The 18308-nt window shown below is 37.4% G+C and carries 17 protein-coding genes; all 17 read left to right on the top strand.

What is annotated here, in order from left to right; genetic code table 11:
- The first annotated feature begins 332 nt into the window (after positions 1–332).
- The 17 genes from ACQYAD_RS09145 (at position 333) to ACQYAD_RS09065 (ending at position 18210) form a co-directional block, all read left to right on the top strand.
- Positions 333–2375 (top strand): BglG family transcription antiterminator, encoded by a 2043-nt coding sequence (locus ACQYAD_RS09145; RefSeq protein ID WP_430237487.1) that lies wholly within the window; start codon positions 333–335, stop codon positions 2373–2375.
- A gap of 92 nt (positions 2376–2467) precedes the next feature.
- Complete coding sequence (locus tag ACQYAD_RS09140; RefSeq protein ID WP_430237485.1) at positions 2468–2935, top strand: PTS sugar transporter subunit IIA; 468 nt, start codon at positions 2468–2470, stop codon at positions 2933–2935.
- Between the two features lie 87 nt (positions 2936–3022).
- Positions 3023–3970, top strand: coding sequence for a 1-phosphofructokinase family hexose kinase (locus tag ACQYAD_RS09135; protein ID WP_430237483.1), 948 nt, complete (start codon positions 3023–3025; stop codon positions 3968–3970).
- Positions 3971–4621 (top strand): class II aldolase/adducin family protein, encoded by a 651-nt coding sequence (locus tag ACQYAD_RS09130; RefSeq protein ID WP_430237481.1) that lies wholly within the window; start codon positions 3971–3973, stop codon positions 4619–4621.
- Positions 4622–4885: 264 nt separating this feature from the next.
- On the top strand, positions 4886–5554 hold the full coding sequence (locus tag ACQYAD_RS09125) for an L-fuculose-phosphate aldolase (protein ID WP_430237479.1): 669 nt from the start codon (positions 4886–4888) through the stop codon (positions 5552–5554).
- Positions 5555–5625: 71 nt separating this feature from the next.
- Complete coding sequence (locus ACQYAD_RS09120) at positions 5626–5901, top strand: PTS sugar transporter subunit IIB (RefSeq protein ID WP_430237477.1); 276 nt, start codon at positions 5626–5628, stop codon at positions 5899–5901.
- A gap of 22 nt (positions 5902–5923) precedes the next feature.
- The gene (locus ACQYAD_RS09115; protein ID WP_430237475.1) at positions 5924–7285 is read left to right on the top strand and encodes a PTS galactitol transporter subunit IIC; all 1362 of its coding nucleotides are present in this window, start codon (positions 5924–5926) and stop codon (positions 7283–7285) included.
- A 125-nt stretch (positions 7286–7410) separates the two neighbouring features.
- Positions 7411–7653 (top strand): hypothetical protein, encoded by a 243-nt coding sequence (locus tag ACQYAD_RS09110; RefSeq protein ID WP_430237472.1) that lies wholly within the window; start codon positions 7411–7413, stop codon positions 7651–7653.
- A gap of 201 nt (positions 7654–7854) precedes the next feature.
- Complete coding sequence (locus tag ACQYAD_RS09105) at positions 7855–8013, top strand: hypothetical protein (RefSeq protein WP_430237470.1); 159 nt, start codon at positions 7855–7857, stop codon at positions 8011–8013.
- A 220-nt stretch (positions 8014–8233) separates the two neighbouring features.
- Positions 8234–9802 (top strand): IS21 family transposase, encoded by a 1569-nt coding sequence (gene istA, locus ACQYAD_RS09100; RefSeq protein ID WP_430236091.1) that lies wholly within the window; start codon positions 8234–8236, stop codon positions 9800–9802.
- Positions 9799–10569: an IS21-like element helper ATPase IstB gene (istB, locus tag ACQYAD_RS09095; RefSeq protein ID WP_430237467.1), complete on the top strand. Its 771-nt coding sequence runs from the start codon at positions 9799–9801 to the stop codon at positions 10567–10569. The genes istA and istB overlap by 4 nt, the downstream gene beginning before the upstream one ends.
- Positions 10570–10851: 282 nt before the next feature.
- Positions 10852–13215, top strand: a complete 2364-nt coding sequence (locus tag ACQYAD_RS09090) for a polyprenyl synthetase family protein (RefSeq protein WP_430237464.1) — start codon at positions 10852–10854, stop codon at positions 13213–13215.
- Between the two features lie 190 nt (positions 13216–13405).
- Positions 13406–13813 (top strand): hypothetical protein, encoded by a 408-nt coding sequence (locus ACQYAD_RS09085; protein WP_430237462.1) that lies wholly within the window; start codon positions 13406–13408, stop codon positions 13811–13813.
- Positions 13814–14013: 200 nt separating this feature from the next.
- Positions 14014–15522: an MMPL family transporter gene (locus tag ACQYAD_RS09080; protein ID WP_430237459.1), complete on the top strand. Its 1509-nt coding sequence runs from the start codon at positions 14014–14016 to the stop codon at positions 15520–15522.
- On the top strand, positions 15522–16919 hold the full coding sequence (locus ACQYAD_RS09075) for an efflux RND transporter permease subunit (protein ID WP_430237456.1): 1398 nt from the start codon (positions 15522–15524) through the stop codon (positions 16917–16919). The genes ACQYAD_RS09080 and ACQYAD_RS09075 overlap by 1 nt, the downstream gene beginning before the upstream one ends.
- A 7-nt stretch (positions 16920–16926) precedes the next feature.
- Entirely contained in the window at positions 16927–17487 is a 561-nt protein-coding gene (locus ACQYAD_RS09070; protein WP_430237454.1) for a TetR/AcrR family transcriptional regulator, read from the top strand.
- Between the two features lie 75 nt (positions 17488–17562).
- The gene (locus tag ACQYAD_RS09065) at positions 17563–18210 is read left to right on the top strand and encodes a TetR/AcrR family transcriptional regulator (RefSeq protein ID WP_430237452.1); all 648 of its coding nucleotides are present in this window, start codon (positions 17563–17565) and stop codon (positions 18208–18210) included.
- Positions 18211–18308: the final 98 nt, after the last annotated feature.

Here is an 18308-nt window from a genome sequence, read left to right as displayed (position 1 = left end):
GTTCTTACCCCTAGTATTGGAAACTGATTCATTCATTTGAATGTCTGAGAAAAAGATTATTGCTTGGTTATGAATTCAGATAAAAGAACCTATCATTTTCTATATATCTTGTTTAAATTTTCATCATCCGAAAAAACATTATAGATCCGAAAACTCTCCGTAAAGCTAAAGCATTTGTATGCGATTATTAAAACATTAGAAGAATACATAGTGTATCCAAAATAAAATTTATCACAATGATGTGTAATTCAGTTTGGAAAATTCGTGGTGAAAACGTATACATTCTTCTTCGTTTTTGCCTTACAATATAACCAAGGAAGGGAAGTGATAACTTGCAGCTGGATGAACGATCAACTATTTTGCTTAAAGAAATACTCCTAACACAAGGAGTTAAAATTTCATCTCTGGAAAAAAAGCTAAAATTATCCCGTTTTCAAGTTAATTACAGTCTTGGGAAAATTGATGATTGGCTGTCAAGTAACCAAATGCCTCCTTTAAAAAGGGAACGCCAAAAGGGGATATTTGTTGATCAAGTTGTTCAGGAAACCTTTCCGGAATTGATGAAGGATATCACAATTTATGACTATGTTATTTCAGATTCAGAAAGAAAAAAGTTGATCATTTTATTGTTATTGATTCGAGAAGAACCGTTATCTTTATTCCACCTATCTTCAGCTCTAAAAGTAAGCAGAAATACAGTTCTGTATGACTTAAAAGGAGTTGGATCCATTACTGAATCGTTTGGATTAAATGTAAGGTATACAAGAAAAGACGGATACTTTATAGAAGGAAATGAGTTAAATAAACGGCATTTAATAATCAAGCTTGTTTGTTTATTGCTGCAAACCGAGAGTAGTAGGCAGTGGTTTTTTGAAATATTGGGGCTAAGTGAAGAAGAAGTCTTAAAAATACGCCAGCGCCTAGAAAGAATCGAAAAACACTTAAAGTTTCGTTTTACGGATGAAAAGCTGGAGGAACTTCCCTTTACATTATCATTGATTATTCGACGGATTCGGCAAAGAAAGTCATTAGAAGATTATTACCATGACTTGCTTTATACGGAAGAATATAAAGCGGTTGATGAACTTTTGACAGAAGAAAAGGAGTTTGATGAAAGAGAACTATTGTTTATTACTTTGCAATTATTAGCATCAAGTATTTCTTCATTTGAAGTAGAAGAAAAACAAAAACCGGAGCTGTTTGAAGGAATTGTGGGAATGGTAAAATGTTTTGAAAATTTAGCATGTGTAAGCCTTCAGGAAAAGGATGAACTTGTAAACAGACTGTATTTGCATTTGAGGCCGGCTCTGTATCGAGTAAAATATCAATTAAAAGTAGAGAATCCACTCTTGGAGTCCGTATTAAAAGAACATGGTGAATTGCATCATCTTGTTAAAAAAGCTGTTGTTCCGCTTGAGGAGGCAATCGGATTAAAATTTCCTGAAAGTGAAAGTGCCTACTTAACAATGCTGTTCGGATCATGGCTACTTAAGCAAGGTGAAGAGATTTCAACCAAGAAAATGGCAGTTGTCGTTTGTCCGAACGGAATTTCGGTTTCCAAGCTTTTATATGAAACTTTACGCGGCCTTTTCCCTGAAATCATCTTTCTAGACCATATTTCATTACGGGATTTTATCCACTACCCATTGCAGTATGATTTCGTTTTTTCAACGACTTTTTTAAAAAAAGATAAAAAATTATTTCTTGTGAAGCCATTAATGTCAAACGATGAGAAATATCGCTTAAAAGCAAGAGTATATCAAGATTTAAACGGATATAGCCCGGTCAATTTTCGTTTAGAAGATTTAATTAAGTTAATAGAAAAAGAGGCAGTCATAAAAAACAAAGAAACATTAGAAACATCATTACAGGCATTTTTTCTTGAGAAACAATCAAACTGTACGGTTCCTATTATAAAAAACACCATTAAGCCCCCAATAGAAGAATTAATTACAGAGGAATCTTTATTCATAGAAGAAAAGGCGGATACATGGCAAGAAGCTGTAAGAAAAGCTTCCAAACCGCTATTAGATTCAATGTCAATTAAGCAGGAATACATTGATGCAATGATCGATATGTTTGAAACTCATGAACCATATATCATCATTGCTCCAAAAGTGGCAATACCTCATGCTCGGCCCGAAGATGGAGTGAATCGTCTTTCGATGAGTTTATTAAAATTGGAGAAAGACGTTGATTTTTATGGGAACCTTGTAAAAGTTTTTATCATTATTGCCGCAATTGACCGAAGCACACATTTAAGAGCACTAATGCAGTTGAACGATTTATTGGCAGATCCCGTCAGTCTTGACCAACTAGTGAATGCCAAAGAAAAAAGCGAAATTTTGTCATTAATCAGTAAATATTCCAAGTAATCGTGGGTTCTACTGTGAAGGGGTGATGATTTTGATTGAAGTATGATAAGAATAATAAGGCGATATGGAAATAATCTGAAAGGGAGAACACTATGAAACTATTCTCACAATTATTTGATCAAAACTTAATTTTAACAAGCTTAAATTGTACGACAAAGTATCAGTTTTTTGAACAAATTTCATTGTTCTTGGTCGAACAAGGATATGTAACAGAAGATTTTAAAGAAGCTTTACTAAAACGGGAGGAAAAATATCCGACCGGGTTAAGAACAGAACCGTACCACGTAGCAATTCCCCACACAGATCCCGAAAAAATTATAAAACCTTTTATTGCCGTAATAAGACCAAAGCAGAAAATAGAATTTTTTGAAATGGGTACAGATGATAAAATTGTTTCCGCACAGTTAATTTTTGTTCTCGGATTAAAACGGTCGGAAGCACAAGCCCCTTTGTTACAGAAGCTAATCGATTTGTTTATGAATAAAAAAGTTATGGAACAACTTATTGAAGAGGAAGATAAACGGCAAATTTTATCAATATTAGAAACAAATATTGCTTGAAATGTAAAAAGTCCATGACCAACTACTTTTATTATACCGAAAAATAGGATTCTCGACAAGTTTTTCAAGAAAGCGACGGGATCAACCATGATATATACTGTCACTTTAAATACAGCGATTGATCATATTTTGTATATTAGTGAAGAGCTAACGCGAAAGAAAAATAATCGTATCCGAAACCAAACATACGATATTGGTGGAAAAGCTACCCATGTCTCGGTTGTTTTATCAAGCCTTCAAATTCAGAATATAGCCACAGGATTTGTAGGTTCTTTAAATAAAGATCTTTTAATCGAATTAATGAGAAAAAAAGGAGTCCATTGTGACTTTGTTGAACAAGAGGGAAGTAAAACAAGAGAAAGCTTCATTATTATTGATGAATCCGGAAAAGGGAGCTATATGATCACTGATCAAGGTTTCGAAATAAAAAATGAAAGCTATGAGAAACTGCTCAAAAAGTTAAAACAGTTTGTAAAAGAAAAAGATATTGTTGTTTTTGCGGGAAGTCCGCCGGCAGGAATTGATGTTGATAAATATAAAAAGATCCTCCAAACTGTAAAAGACCTTAACGGAAAGCTGATCGTTGATGCTTCCGGTGATTATTTAAAAACTGCTGTTGAATTATCGCCGACATTGATTAAGCCAAATGAATTTGAGTTTCAAGAATTAATAGGTAAGAATTGTCATACGATTTCAGAGTTTGCTGAGGAAATTCAAATCCTAATGAATAAGGGAATTCAATATGTTGTGATCTCGCTTGGAAAAAGAGGAAGTTTAGTGGGTTTTCAACAGGAGATTTATCATTTTATCCCTCCAAAAGTAAAAGAAGTAAATGATACGGGCTGCGGTGATGTTTTCGTAGGAGGCATAACAGCAAAATTAAGTGAAAATTGTCCTTTGGAGGAGATTTTTCGATTTGCAACCGCGCTTGGTGCTTCTAAGGCAACACAGCAAGGGAGTTCAGATTTTTCTTTAAAAATTGCTAAAGATTTGGAAAAAGAAGTCCAAATCCAATTCATTCGGGGAGTGAATTAAATGTTATATTTAGACCAACGGAAAGAACTTTGCGAAGTCACCAGGATGATGTTTGATCGTTTTAATACAAATGCTGCCGGGGGCAATATTAGTGTAAAGGTTAGTGAAAAACATTTTATTATGACCCCGACTCTTATGTCGCAAGCCAAATTCTGCAGATTGAATCCTGAAGATATTCTAGTGATTGATAAAGAAGGAACAATTTATGAAGGAGTTGGCAAAGTAACAAGAGAATTCAATATGCACATAGCTGTTTACGAAACAAAACCAAATGCCGGTGCTGTTGTTCATGCCCACCCAAAAGAATCAATGGTATTTGCTGCTTTAGGGTTGGATTTGCCTCATTTTACAGAAAGTACTCGAAAGTTAGGCGAGATCAAAGTTTTGGATTTCGCACCTGCTACCAGTCTTCAATTAGCCCAAATGGTTAAAAATTATATGGAAACAAGAAAAGCTGATTTGCCTGTTGCTGCTTTGCTCCGGGAACATGGGATTATTGTTGTCGATAAGACATTAAGGAAAACCTATGATATGCTGGAACGAATTGAATATAACGCTTATGTTGCAATCCACGCTAAAATTTTTGAAGGGCTGAGGATGCTAGAGCAAAAACATGATGCCAAAAACTTTCAATATAACCTTGATGAATGAAAAATCTGGTTTTCAACAGAAGGTATCTCATGCCTTCCAGTTACTATATATAACGAAGTGAGATGAATGACTTTCCATCACATTTTTACTCAAAGGAATGTTTAAAATTTGGGATGAAAACGCTTTCTAAAAATCTGCTTTTCTTCATTATTTTAAATAATGGTAAATTAGTGAACTAGAAATACTTAAAAAGTGAGGAGGTGGTTTTCTGAAGTAATCGAAGAGCATCAGCAGTTTACTCAGTTATTTTCGGGGGTAGATGAAATGACTCATAAATGTTTATTTATGCAAAAAGAAAGAGAATTAATTGTAGCGTATGGAAAAAGGCTTGTAACAAGCGGATTAACTGTCGGTACAGGTGGAAACTTAAGTATTTTTAATAAGGAACAAGGATATATGGCGATTAGTCCTACTGGTATTGATTATTTTGAGATGCAACCCAAGGATGTCGTAATAATGGATTTAAAAGGGAATGTGATCGATGGTGCTTTAAAGCCCTCAAGTGAATATGAGATGCATGCGGTTGTTTATCGAGATCGTAATGATGTTACTGCAATGATTCATACACATTCATTATATGCAACAACAATATCTTGCTTACGATGGGATTTGCCTGCTGTTGATTATCTAGTTGCACATGGCGGTGGGAAAGACATTAAGTGTGCTGATTATGCTACTTATGGAACAGCTGAGTTGGCAAACAATGCTCTTAAGGGAATGGAAGATAGAAATGCTGTTTTGTTGGCCAATCATGGAATAAATGTTGTTGGCGCTACAATAGAGGAAACATTCGCAACTACTGAGCAATTGGAGTTCTGTGCAAGGCTGTATTGGCAAGCAAAATCAATTGGGGAACCAGTAATTCTGAGTGACCAAGAAATGGAAATGATGGTAGAGCGCTTCAAAGGATATGGCCAGAAAAATAAAACCTAACAGAATACAAGAAATTTTGAATGTCTAAAAGGTCGAAAGAACACACTTGCTAAATAAGGGGGAGTCAATGAATGAAAAGAATTATCGTAGCTTGCGGATCAGGAGTAGCGACATCTCAAACAGTGGCATCAAAGGTCCAAAGATTACTTCGAGAAAGAGGAATTTCTGCCCAAGTAGATGCAGTGGACATCAAATCAATCGATACGTATATAAAAACGGCTGCCGCATATATTGCGATCACAAAGCCAGAAAAAGAATATCCGGTCCCTGTTTGCAATAGCATCGCCTTTTTAACTGGTGTAGGCATGGAAAAAGAACTGCAAAAAATAATCGATGCGCTTAGGTAAACATAAAAAAGGGGGATTTTAAATGGGTATCGTTCAATCCATCTTTAATTATATTTTAAATATGGGGGCACCTGTATTTGTACCGATTATTTTGATTATTGTTGGACTAATTGTCAGAATGAAGTTTAAAGATGCGCTTTCTTCCGGTATCACTCTTGGCGTGGCATTCGTTGGCATGGGGCTAATTATTAGCTTTATGATGGGATCCATTGGACCGGCAGCTCAACAATTTGTTAAAAATACAGGCATCCAGCTGAATGCGATTGATAGCGGTTGGACAGCACTTGCCGCCCTAGCATGGGCATGGCCACTTGCCTTTTTTATGTTCCCCATCCAAATTGGCGTCAATCTTATCATGCTGGCAATTAAACAAACGAACACATTGAATGTGGATTTATGGAATGTATGGGGGAAAATTTTAACTGCTGTCATTGTTGCTGCCGTTTCAAACAGTATGACATTGGCATTTATCGTGGCAGCAGGCCAGATGGTTCTTGAACTGAAAATCGCTGACGTGAATCAAAAACAAATTCAAAAAGTTACCCAAATCCCCGGGGTTACAAGTACACACAGCATGACATTATTTGGTGTCATCCTGTATCCGCTGAACAAACTATTAGACTTTATTCCTAGCATGAATAAGCAAATTGATGCAAACTGGCTAAAACAAAAACTCGGTATTTTTGCAGAAAACCATATTATGGGTTTTATCATTGCTGTCCTGATTGGCGTTTTTGCACAACTAAGTTTCGCTCAAACCTTGACACTGGGAGTACAAGGGGCAACAGCGCTAACTTTATTTCCAATGGTATCAAAATTATTCATGCAAGCATTGTCCCCATTGTCAGATGCTACTTCAGAATTCATGCAAAAGCGTTTTAAAGGCCGGGAGTTTTATATTGGCCTTGATTGGCCGATTATGGCTGGATGTAATGAGGTTTGGGTTACAGCCATTATCTTAATTCCATTTATGTTAGGATTTGCCGTTACACTGCCTGGGAACTCGGTTTTGCCTTTTGCTGGAATCATTAATCTTTCTGTTGCTGTTCCTGCATTGATCGTCACCGGCGGAAATCTGCTGCGGATGATTGTATTAGGAATTGTCACAACTCCAATATTTTTATATCTCGCTACAAGCTTTGCCCCAATTGTCACAAACCTAGCCATTGAAACAAAATCTGTTCAAGTTCCGAAAGGGCAAATGATTTCGTGGAGCACACTGGAATATCCTGATTTTCGCTATATCTTTGCACATGCGGCAAATGGTGAAATTTTCGGAATCTTGGGTGCAATCGTTTGGTTAGCCTTATATGTTTGGTATTATAAGGGCATGAAAGCCAGGTCCCTAAAAATTGAAGATGAAAATGCTGAGAGTACTGTCTAGGAAAAAAATCAGTCGTAAGGGGTTCTTTATGCAGAGGAACCCCTTTTATTTTACAACATCGTAAGGCAGATAGCAATAATTTTACAAATTTTAGCATGGTTAATTATTTTTATGGAGGAATTTGAATGAATAAGTGGATGTGGTATGCAGGAGTTGTTGCAGCAATGGTACTATTCATTTTAAGTTTATTGACTGGCAAGATATTGATTTCAATTATTTCTCTAATTTTTGCATTGTTTTTAAAGCGATTTTATCATAAAATACCTCTGCCACGGGTATATACCAAAAATAAAATATACTCAAATATTAGTGGGAAAATTTATCCTTCATCAACGCCCAAAAAGCATAAAGCAAGAGAAAAACGATAACTCATTACAAGGGATAAACCCAAAAAACAATACGGTAGAATTCTGTAGAAATTTCATATAATTTGACAGATAAAAAGATGTTAGGAAATCCATTTATAGGGAAAAGAATGAATATAAATTCATTTGGAATCCGTGAGTGTATTGAAATGCTTTGCATGTTGGGCAATGTTAATACAAATAGTTTGAGTGGAGGCGTTTAAGATGAGAATCGATAATTCGGAATGGCTTGCTCTTAGTAAGGAAATCAAAGTTAAGCTGATTCGGCTGGCAGTTTTGGAGAATTCGTTCAAATTCCCTTCTCCGTTCCTGACCGAATCTTCCTTTTTCTTAAGGCAGCACGATACAAAGACAGGCTTGTAACTGCTATACTAAAGTAGACAGTTTCCGCTAGATAAAAATGGACACTTTTTAACCTAGGGGCTTAGGGGATTTGGCATTGAAAAGGGTGCCGCCCCGGGGAGGGGCGGCACCCTTTTCAATGCTCGCGCTCACCTTCCCCATACTATTAAATGTTTTCCCATAAACCTGTATAATATGATAGGTTATTAGACTATCAATTCAGGTGGAGGGAAGTTGAAAGGTGGAAAAGTGGAAAGTGTATATGGAAATTTATCAATTAAAGCAGCAAGGATTTAGGGTGAGAAGAATTGCTAGAAAATTAGGGATCTCTAGGACTACCGTGTATAAATACCTTGAGAAATCACCAGAGGAAATGAGTGCATGGATGGCATCTACAAAAACGAGGTATAAAAAATTGGATCCTTATGAAATGCTCATTCACACATGGTTAAGCGAGCACCCTGATCTCTCTTCTTCCCAAATCCATGATTGGTTACGAGAAGAGAATCCGACATTACAAATTGGCGAGAGTACAGTGCGTGGCTACGTTAAAGGATTACGTGAGAAATACAATATTCCTAAAGTCGAAGAAAAGCGGGTCTATGAAGCCATTCCAGATCCACCAATGGGAAGACAGGCGCAGGTCGACTTTGGCCAAACCGTACAAAAAACACCGGAAGGAAAGGAGATTAAGTTATATTTCATTAGCTTTGTGTTGTCACATTCTCGTTTTAAGTACGTCGAATGGCTGGACAGGCCATTCACAACGAAAGATGTTATTCGAACGCATGAGAGCGCCTTTCAGTTTTATGGAGGCATTCCACATGAACTTGTTTATGATCAGGATTCTCTCATGGTAGTCAGTGAGAATTCAGGTGATTTAATACTTACGGGAGAATTTCAAGCTTACCGTGAAGAAAGAAAATTAGTCCTCCACGTCTGTCGGAAAGCGGACCCTGAAAGTAAAGGTCGGATTGAGAATGTAGTTGGATTTATAAAGAAAAACTTCGCTAAAAATCGGGTATTCGGTGGGATCGATCAGTGGAATGAACAGTGTATCGCCTGGCTAGAAAGGACGGGGAATGGTAAAGTTCACAATACAACCAAAAAAAGACCAGTCGAAGTGTTTGCCATAGAAAAACAACACTTACGACTAGTCACTAAAGAAATTGTACTTTCAAACGTTGATTCAAGTATAACAAGAACCGTTCGTAAGGACAACACCATTCTCTACTTGTCAAATCGCTACTCTGTTCCTCTCGGAACCTATAAGAAAGATAAAGATGTTTATATAGAAGTGACGGATGAGAGCCATCTCCTTGTTCGAGAGGAAAAGGAAGGGTCTGTGATTGCGGATCATATTATTTGTCAAGAAAAGGGCAGATTGATCCAAGACCGCCAACATAAACGAGACCGAACCAAAGGTATTCCTGCTTACATCGCGAGTGTTTCTAAGCAATTTGAAGAAGTTGAGCTCGCACATGAATTTCTAACTGAAGTCCATAGTAGATATCCGCGATATATTCGGGATCAGCTTCAGCTTATATCAAAAGCGATTAAAACGGCTCCAGAGTTTGCATGCGAGGCTTTAAAGGAGTGTATGGATAGAGGCTTGTATAGTGCGACTGAATTTAGTGATATTATCCTATATGTTAAACGACAGCGCCAAGAGGACAGTGCACAAGCCGAGCCAGAAAAAGCCCCGATAAAGCCTTTGGAAGCAGCTGATAAATCCGTCCTATTAACGAAACCAAAGATTCGAGATATGAATGACTATTTTGCGATTTTACAAGGAGGTATACCCAATTGAGCTTGTCTCTAGAACAACTGCAACAACGTTTATGTTCATTAAGGTGGTCGGAAAGCGCCACCTATCTTCCTACGCTAATTTCCCAAGCCGAATCGGAGGATTGGACATACAGGATGTTTGTCGAGCACCTGACGGCTTATGAGCAAAAGCGTCGTGATGAGAAGCAAATTGAAAAGCGATTAAAGTGGGCAGGGTTTCCTTTTTATAAAACAATTGATGCATTTAACGTCAATGAGCAACAATCCCTAAGCATGAAGCAAATTAATCAATTACAGGAATTCACTTGGATTGATCAACTGTACAACCTTATACTTCTAGGGCCGACAGGGGTGGGAAAAACCCTCCTCTCGACGGCACTAGGAATAGAGGCTATTCATCAAGGATATAAAGTATCCTTTATCTCAATGGGGGAATTAATACACACATTGAAAACGGAGGAATTTACAAGAAAGTCACAGACAAGGATGAAACGAATTAGAGACTCCCATTTGGTCATTATTGATGACTTGATGTACATGGCGATGGACACTCGGGAAGCTAATCTGTTATTTCATTTGATTAATGACTTGTACGATCGAGCCTCCGTCATTATAACATCAAACAAAAGCCCTCAGGAATGGGGCGAATTATTAGGGGATCCTGGCATTACTACAGCTATTTTAGATAGACTCATCCATCGAGCAGAAGTGATCCATTTTAAAGAAGAAGAAAGTTATCGTATGAAACATCGTTCTTCAATTTTTGGGCGAAAAAGTGTCCAAAATTAATTAGCAAAAAGTGTTCATTTTCACTTGACGGTTACAAGGCTTCAATTAATGATTGGCTCTATATGGGTTAAATATGACAATACGCGTTTATCATAAAAAAAAAGCATTCACGTATAAAAACGCATTGGATTTCAATGAAGAAGCCCAATGCGTTTTTTATGGATTAAAGGAATATATCGAATGCGGTTATTGGCATAAAGAGGGGATTTTGGCACTATACTTAATAGAATGGTTAAAATATAGCTTAGAAAGTGAAACCAAATGAGTTGAGGTACGCAAAGTATGAGTGAGGAGTTTGTCAAAAATCCAAATGAATGCTATCGGATGGCTGTAAAAAAAGCTGACCAATATTTTCAGACTCTTAAACAGCAAGTCTTGCAAAAGACGTTTGTCTCAACCTTAATTGAAGATTTGCAATCCTGGAAACAAAACCATAGACCTTCATTGTTTTCCTTTTTGACTGACAGGATGAGAGAGCCGGATTCAAGGAATGATCATCAATATATCCAATGGCTCGCGCGCAAAGGAAAATTGGATCCATACCTAAATCGAAGCATTTCCTATCTTTTTATACGGGATTTGGGTAAAACCTTGGATTCCATTGAAACGCGGGACAAGGTGCGGCGTGTGGTTGACCAGTTAAAAAAGCATCTGACAAAACGGGAACGCAATCAGAAGGATTTTAGCATCGCCCAGTTGTACCGCTGGGGCGAGAAAGAAGGCATCGAATCGACAATCATTTGGCTGATCGATAAACTTAAGACGGTTTCAGCTACTATTCCGAAGGGGATGGATCCGGATCATGCCCAGAGAAAATTGTTAAAAATCATTGCTGGCGTACTCATGCATGAGTTTGTGGAAATGGATAAAAAGGATTCACCAACAGAACGTGCCGAAAGTCTTGCTAAAGCGATTCGGCTCGGCTATTCTTACGGTCTTACCTATCCATACATTGATGACCTTCTTGATGCAAATGTTTTGTCAGAAAACGAAAAAGCAGAATATTCAAATATAATTCGGACAGCGCTTGTGACTGGTATTGTTCCAGAATTAGAAAGATGGCCAGGGAATCACTTGAGTTTCATTCGTTTTATTCATGAGGAACTGAGGGAAGCATTTGAGTACATAAAAGACAATCACCGTCCGGACACTTTACGGTCATTTTTCAAACAATCGTATGTTTTTTTTCAATCGCAGGAAGTAGATCGGGTCAAGGAATTGTCCAATCCTCACTATACAAATGAGGAGATTTATATACCAATCATCTTAAAGTCCTCTTATTCCCGCTTAATTGCCCGCTCGGTTATGAATGCACCTGAAGATGAGGGCTTCGAAAACCGAACCTTTTTCTACGGCATTTACAATCAGCTTGCAGATGATTTTGCCGACATGTTTGAGGATTTGAACGTGGGTGCGGTTACGCCCTATACGTATTATCTCAAATACCACCAACGGCGTCCGGATCTTATCAACCCGTTTGAATTCTATTGGACGGTTATTTTTCATTTGATCCATCACGTCTATTACTCAGAACCGGATACTCGTGAGGTAATTCTTGACCGTGCGATCAACGGACTTAAACGCTTTAAAGGACGAATGGGAAACAAAACATACAATGAAGTGATGGAACTGTTTGCTGCCAGCAACCCGGGCTTCAACCGTGTTCTTCAAAAAATGGTTGATAAAGCTGTTGATGTGGATTTTTTTGATAAGCTGCTTCGGGATCAGATGATTTCACAATTGAAAGATGAACGGAGGGAGCGGGAAGAATTTTCGGAAACGATTAAAGGAGTACGCCAGCAGATTAATAGCGTTTTACCAATTTCAACAATCGGGAATGATTCTTTAACGGCAGTTCCGATCATTGAAGCTGCAAATTATTGCCTTGAAGGGGATGGAAAACGATTGAGGCCGATCATTGCCTGGTATATGGGTGTAAATGAGTACGGGTTAGATCGATTTTCTATTTTGCCGCTTTTGAGATCATTGGAATACATGCATACTGCTTCACTCATTTTTGATGATTTGCCGGCCCAGGATAATGCGTCCTTTCGCAGGGGCCGTCCCACCGTGCACAAACTGTATAACACGGCGACAGCCGAGTTAACCGGTCTGTTTCTGACGCAAAAGGCGATTGGGGAGCAAACAACACTTGCCCGATTTCATTCTAGGATGGTGCTTCAATTGATTCACTATTCGACTAAAGTAACAGAGTTAATGTGCATGGGTCAGACGATGGACGTAAACTCAAGGGGGATGCCACTGACTCTTGAGCAATTGGAGGCGCTTTGCTTTTATAAAACCGGAATTGCGTTTGAAGCTTCGCTGATGATGCCAGCCATTCTTGCAGAGAAGGATGCATTGGAAACCGAAATGTTAAAAAAGTTTGCTTATCATGCGGGCATTGCTTTTCAGATTAAAGATGACCTGCTGGATTTTGAAGGGGATCGAAACCTGCTCGGAAAACCGATTGGTCAAGATGCCGAGCACAACCAGTCAACCTTTGTGACCCTCCTCGGGGCTGATGAAGCGCGAAAAAAAATGTGGAAACATTATTGCCAGGGGATTGAAGTGCTGCAAGAAGTGCAACGAAAGACTCCATTTCTTAAACAATTGCTCGATTATATCGTCAATCGCGAGCATTAATGGACTGTTTTCCGCCTCCTTTTCTCATTGTTCGAATAGTTGTAACAGTTAGGAAAGGTATTTATTTCTATAATAAACAGTACTGCATTGATGCTCACTTTTTATCGGTCATCAATGAATAATTTTTATACCCTGCTTGTATAAAGATTGTACATCTACTTAAAACTAAAATAAAAAGGGTGATAAAGTGATGTACATTAAGTATTCATTGGGTTTTTTAATTGGTTCATTAATTCAAGCAGGGATTGTTATGTTCGCTGAAAAAACAGGTATATCCCATTTAGAAGCAAATTTAACTTTTGTCCAATTGCTTCTCCATATTCTTGCAGGTCAAATTGCCGGCTATTTACTGCTTCTAATCATAAGGAAAGTGAGAGCGGTTCAGCATTGGGGAACATTTATTATTGGAGTTTTTTGGGGAGTTGCTGTTTGGGTTATTGTTATTCCGCTTAACGCTGCACAAGGAAAAGTAAAATTACCATGGGATGCAGGAATGGGGACCGTTATTTCAAGTATTCTGGCTTTTGCAATTTTCGGTATCATTGCTGCATTCACTATAAAACATTTTGGTTATAAAAAATTACAATCCGGAATATAAGATGTTCAGTATTTAAAGAGTTTGAAAATTCTTACGTATAAACAATGGTATGCGGTTTCGATACCATTGTTTTTTTACTGTTCAAAATACTGGAGATTGACAGTAGTATGAAAAACAATTATATTAAATGTAAGTTATCACTAACAAACTTTTTAAATCTTTTATGTATGTTAGTACTAACAAAATTAAAGGAGGAACACATGAAGATATTCACACAAATGTCTGAATTCATTAGAAAGAATCCGATGAAACTGATTCTTTTAACAATGGTTGTGATTTTGCTTTTTGCTGCAGGGGCAGCCAGTATTAAATTGGCGACTGGGAATGAGACTTTGATTGAGAAAGATACGAAACCTTTTCAAAATAATATGGCATTGGAAAAGAAATTTGGCGGCGAGTCAATCATTGTCCTGTATCAGGCAAAAAATCCGAAAGATCTGCTGACAATTCAGTCCATTCAAAATATGGAAGGCTTGGAAAAAAAGCTGGATTCATACGATGAGATCTTTTCTATTGTCAGCCCCAACACAATGATTCATCAACTATCGATCAACCAGGCAGAAAAGTATGCAGAGGGTTTAAAGGAAGTAACAGCAGGTTTAAGCAAGATGAGCAGCAACCTTAATGAAATTAGTACCAAACTTAACCAAAATATGACCCCACAATCTGCCAGCAATAATCTGGAACAAAACATGGCAAATCTTAATGATGGAATTGGCAAAATGATTGAAGGGCAGAAAAAATTATCAAATGGCACATTACAGCTAACAGATGGCTATTCAAAAATGGGAAATCAATTGTATGAAGCAGCAGTAAGGATGAAAAGCGTGAGTTACCAGTTAGAGAAATCGCTTGCTGCAAATCCGGAGCGGCAAAAACAACTGCAGCAATTAAGTCAAGGGACTATTCAGCTTGAAGAATTGTCAAAACAAATGATCATATCCTCAGAAAAAGGGGCAAAACTAACGGCCATTTCTGACAATACCATTTCCGGTTTAAGCGGTATGCAGCAAGGCCTTAATAGCCAAAAGTCTTCTTTGCAAGAATTAAACGAGAAAAAAATTGCGCAAACAAATGATCTGAAAAAATTAGCGAATGGTCTTTCTGAAATGGGAAACCAGTTAATCACAATAAGCAATAATTTAGAAACCATGCTGACGTATTCCGACAATATGTCGCCAGGACTTCCAAAGACCCAAAGGACATTGGATAAAATGATTTATGATGATAATGGTAATTTACGAGATTTATTTAGTAATGTCATCGTAGGGAAAGAGAACATGCTCTTTATCGTGAAATTTAAAGGAAACGTGGAGGATTCGACAAAAAGTGAAGTCGCTGGTGAGATCAAACACTATTTAAATGAAAATAAGCTTCAATCAATCAACACAATGGTATCAGGGAAACCGGTGCTGGATGATTCCATTCGGACATCTATGAAAACAAGTATGAAAAAAATGATAGGACTATCCATAATTTTTATGATCATTGTGCTCACGATCGTATTTAAAGTTAGGTGGAGACTCCTTCCGCTCCTGGTCATTTTGCTTGCTGTCATTGGCACAATTGGTCTAATGGGGTGGTTAAGCATTCCAATGACAATGGTTTCAATGGCCGTTTTTCCAATCCTAATTGGGCTTGGTATCGACTATGCTATCCAATTCCAAAGTCGTTACAATGAAGAAATGGAAAGAAGGGAACAGGCTTAATGAAAAATAAAAAAGAACAAAAAAGTGTATCAAGTTTAAACAGCACAGTCAAAAATATGGTTCCAGCTGTTTTAACAGCAATTAGTGCAACTGGACTTGGTTTTATTGCATTGTACACATCACCTGTGCCAATGATTCAGGATTTTGGGAAAATGCTGACGATTGGGATTGTGATCAGTTTTTTTGTCGGCCTGTTTATTTTGATCCCAGTCTTATTCACAAGAGACCATTTTTTTACGAAAAAAAATGGTAAAAACCCAAAAGTTCAGGGAACTTCAAAAGTTGAAAGATTACTTGAAAAAATAACACGAACCGTCATTTCTTTTAAATGGGTTGTCATCTTCCTTGCATTGATTACTGCAGGACTTGGTATTTGGGGAGATATAAACACAGGCGTCGAGACAGATGTAGAGACTTTTATGCCACAAAATACACCGGAGTTAAAAGATATTCATAAATTGAGAGAGATTTTGGGAACTACCGATCAAGTATCGATTATGTATAGCGCAGAGCATGTACTTGATAACAATATATTAAAATGGACAGATGACATGACGGAGACTTTGCAAAAAAAGTTTCCTGATGTCGTGGTGAATTCCCAATCCATTACCACACTCTTGAAAAAAGCAAATGGAGGGAAAGTGCCAGAGAATCCAAAATCAGTCATAAATCGTATGCCAGAGGATCAATTGAAACTATTTGTAAATAAAGAACAAACCGAAGGAGTCATCACGGTAGGGATTAAACACTTAGAAGCAAAGAATCTAAAACGCTTTATCGGTTACTTGGAATCCTATGTTGGAAAAAATCAATTGGCTGGACTGACCACTACAGTTACTGGAAAATCCGTCCTTGATGTTGAAATGGTTTCTTCCTTAACGACAGGAAGGCATAAAATGACTCTAATCGGAGTTGGACTTGTGTTTCTCGGTTTGCTTGCCATTTACCGTCATCCACTAAAAGCATTCATCCCTTTACTTCCCATTCTTTTTATTGTCGGCTGGTCGGGGGGAATCATGTATTTGTTCGGCATTGCTTATACCCCTCTTACGGCAACCCTGGGTGCTTTAATTATCGGAATCGGGACGGAATTTACCATTTTAATAATGGAAAGGTTTTATGAAGAACGAAAGAAAGGTTTTGCAAGTATGGAAGCAATCATCATTGCGAATAAAAAGATTGGCCGAGCGGTTTTTGCCTCTGGATTATCTGTGATCGGCGGGTTCAGTGCCTTACTTGTTTCCGATTTCGTCATTTTGAGCAATTTTGGTATGATGACATTATTGAATGTGTTCTTTGCCCTCCTTAGTACGATCATTGTAATGCCTGCGATATTAATCATCTTTGATCGGTTTGTTAAAGTAAAGAAGGGCAAATTACAAGCAGCAGAGGAGTGAAAGAAGTTTGCGAAATAAAACAGATCAAATTATTGAGGCCGCTATGAACGTGTTTATGAAGAAGGGCTTCCTACAGGCAACCACTCAGGAGATTGCACGGGAAGCGGATGTTGCCGAAGTAACATTGTATCGGAAATTCTCCACTAAACAAAATTTATTTGAAACAGTGATTAAAAAGGTATTGGAAAATCAGTTTCAAACAAAGATTCTTAAATTTGCCGAAGAAGATACAGATTCTTTCTTTTTGAAAGTATTGGACAACCGGCTTGAAATATTATCGAAAAACCAAAAAATGATTAAAATGCTTCTTTCTGAAAGTCTTGTAGGAAACTTATCAGAAGAATTAAACTTTCCCTCCTTTATTTTCAACGGGTTAAAAAAAGGCGTCCAGCTCCATTTTGATCGGCAGAATATAAAAGCGGATGCCGGATTGTTTGCCCAGCATATTGGGGGAATTCTTCTCAGCAATGTTTTGTTTATAAAGGATGTTCCTTATAATGAACTGGATCCCCAAAAAAAGGAAGAACTATTGCGTTATCATTTAAATTCCCTAAAAGCAAATTTATAAGCTCAAAGGTTGCTTCAATATAAAAATCAGATTGCAACAAGTGGTGTTGGTTATTAGGGAGAAAGGAAAAAAATCATGTCAATTTCAGAGATGGTTGAAGATTTATTCAAAGATGAACACCTTACGGAAAAACAGAAAAGAATTATAGAAGCAGCCGTCCTAATTTTTTCAACGAAAGGATTTTTTGATTCTTCTACGAAAGAAATTGCCATAAATGCCGGGGTTGCTGAAGGGACGATCTTTCGATATTACCGAACAAAAAAGGATTTACTCCAATCGATAATGGAAAAAACAATTTCAAAATTAACAACCATTCATGGCAATGGAATGAATGAAACAGAACGATTTGACAACCGGTACAAGAATCTTAAAGATTTTATTTCAACATTTATAAAAGAAAGGTATGATATGGTCAAAAAGTATTCACCGCTTGTCAAAATACTTTTACACGAATTGACTCTCCGGAAAGAAATCTGGGAACCGTATTTCTTAGTAAACCTTAGAAGTTTAAATGAAGACTTTAAAAATTTGTTCGGTAAATTAGGGCAAAAAGACGATCGTATAAAGAATGGCTCGGAAACCGCATTAAGGTTAATCATTACCACGATGGTAGGATTTTTCGTATTCAAATTTCTTTTAGACCAAGAGATAAATGGGCGGGATGAAGATGAAATCGAAATGATTGTTAACTATATAGTTGATGGTCTTGTGGTACGGGCATAACAAAAATAGAATGGTAGAATGAGAGTGCAAAAACTTAAAGGAAATAGCAACCTTTCTCTATACAAAATAGAGGGAACCTTCGTACCTTGAAATCCATT

Source organism: Neobacillus sp. SM06 (assembly GCF_050496765.1).
GTDB lineage: Bacteria > Bacillota > Bacilli > Bacillales > Cytobacillaceae > JAEVLT01.
This window is presented reverse-complemented; position numbering and strand designations above follow the sequence as displayed.

What these genes read in the sequence shown, in the direction of transcription:
- ACQYAD_RS09120 (WP_430237477.1), top strand. Translation starts at nt 5,626, where the DNA reads ATGAAAAGAATTATCGTAGCTTGCGGATCAGGAGTAGCGACATCTCAA.
- ACQYAD_RS09065 (WP_430237452.1), top strand. Translation starts at nt 17,563, where the DNA reads ATGTCAATTTCAGAGATGGTTGAAGATTTATTCAAAGATGAACACCTT.
- ACQYAD_RS09140 (WP_430237485.1), top strand. Translation starts at nt 2,468, where the DNA reads ATGAAACTATTCTCACAATTATTTGATCAAAACTTAATTTTAACAAGC.
- ACQYAD_RS09130 (WP_430237481.1), top strand. Translation starts at nt 3,971, where the DNA reads ATGTTATATTTAGACCAACGGAAAGAACTTTGCGAAGTCACCAGGATG.
- ACQYAD_RS09090 (WP_430237464.1), top strand. Translation starts at nt 10,852, where the DNA reads ATGAGTGAGGAGTTTGTCAAAAATCCAAATGAATGCTATCGGATGGCT.
- ACQYAD_RS09080 (WP_430237459.1), top strand. Translation starts at nt 14,014, where the DNA reads ATGAAGATATTCACACAAATGTCTGAATTCATTAGAAAGAATCCGATG.
- ACQYAD_RS09075 (WP_430237456.1), top strand. Translation starts at nt 15,522, where the DNA reads ATGAAAAATAAAAAAGAACAAAAAAGTGTATCAAGTTTAAACAGCACA.
- ACQYAD_RS09085 (WP_430237462.1), top strand. Translation starts at nt 13,406, where the DNA reads ATGTACATTAAGTATTCATTGGGTTTTTTAATTGGTTCATTAATTCAA.
- ACQYAD_RS09125 (WP_430237479.1), top strand. Translation starts at nt 4,886, where the DNA reads ATGACTCATAAATGTTTATTTATGCAAAAAGAAAGAGAATTAATTGTA.
- ACQYAD_RS09115 (WP_430237475.1), top strand. Translation starts at nt 5,924, where the DNA reads ATGGGTATCGTTCAATCCATCTTTAATTATATTTTAAATATGGGGGCA.
- ACQYAD_RS09105 (WP_430237470.1), top strand. Translation starts at nt 7,855, where the DNA reads ATGAGAATCGATAATTCGGAATGGCTTGCTCTTAGTAAGGAAATCAAA.
- ACQYAD_RS09135 (WP_430237483.1), top strand. Translation starts at nt 3,023, where the DNA reads ATGATATATACTGTCACTTTAAATACAGCGATTGATCATATTTTGTAT.
- ACQYAD_RS09110 (WP_430237472.1), top strand. Translation starts at nt 7,411, where the DNA reads ATGAATAAGTGGATGTGGTATGCAGGAGTTGTTGCAGCAATGGTACTA.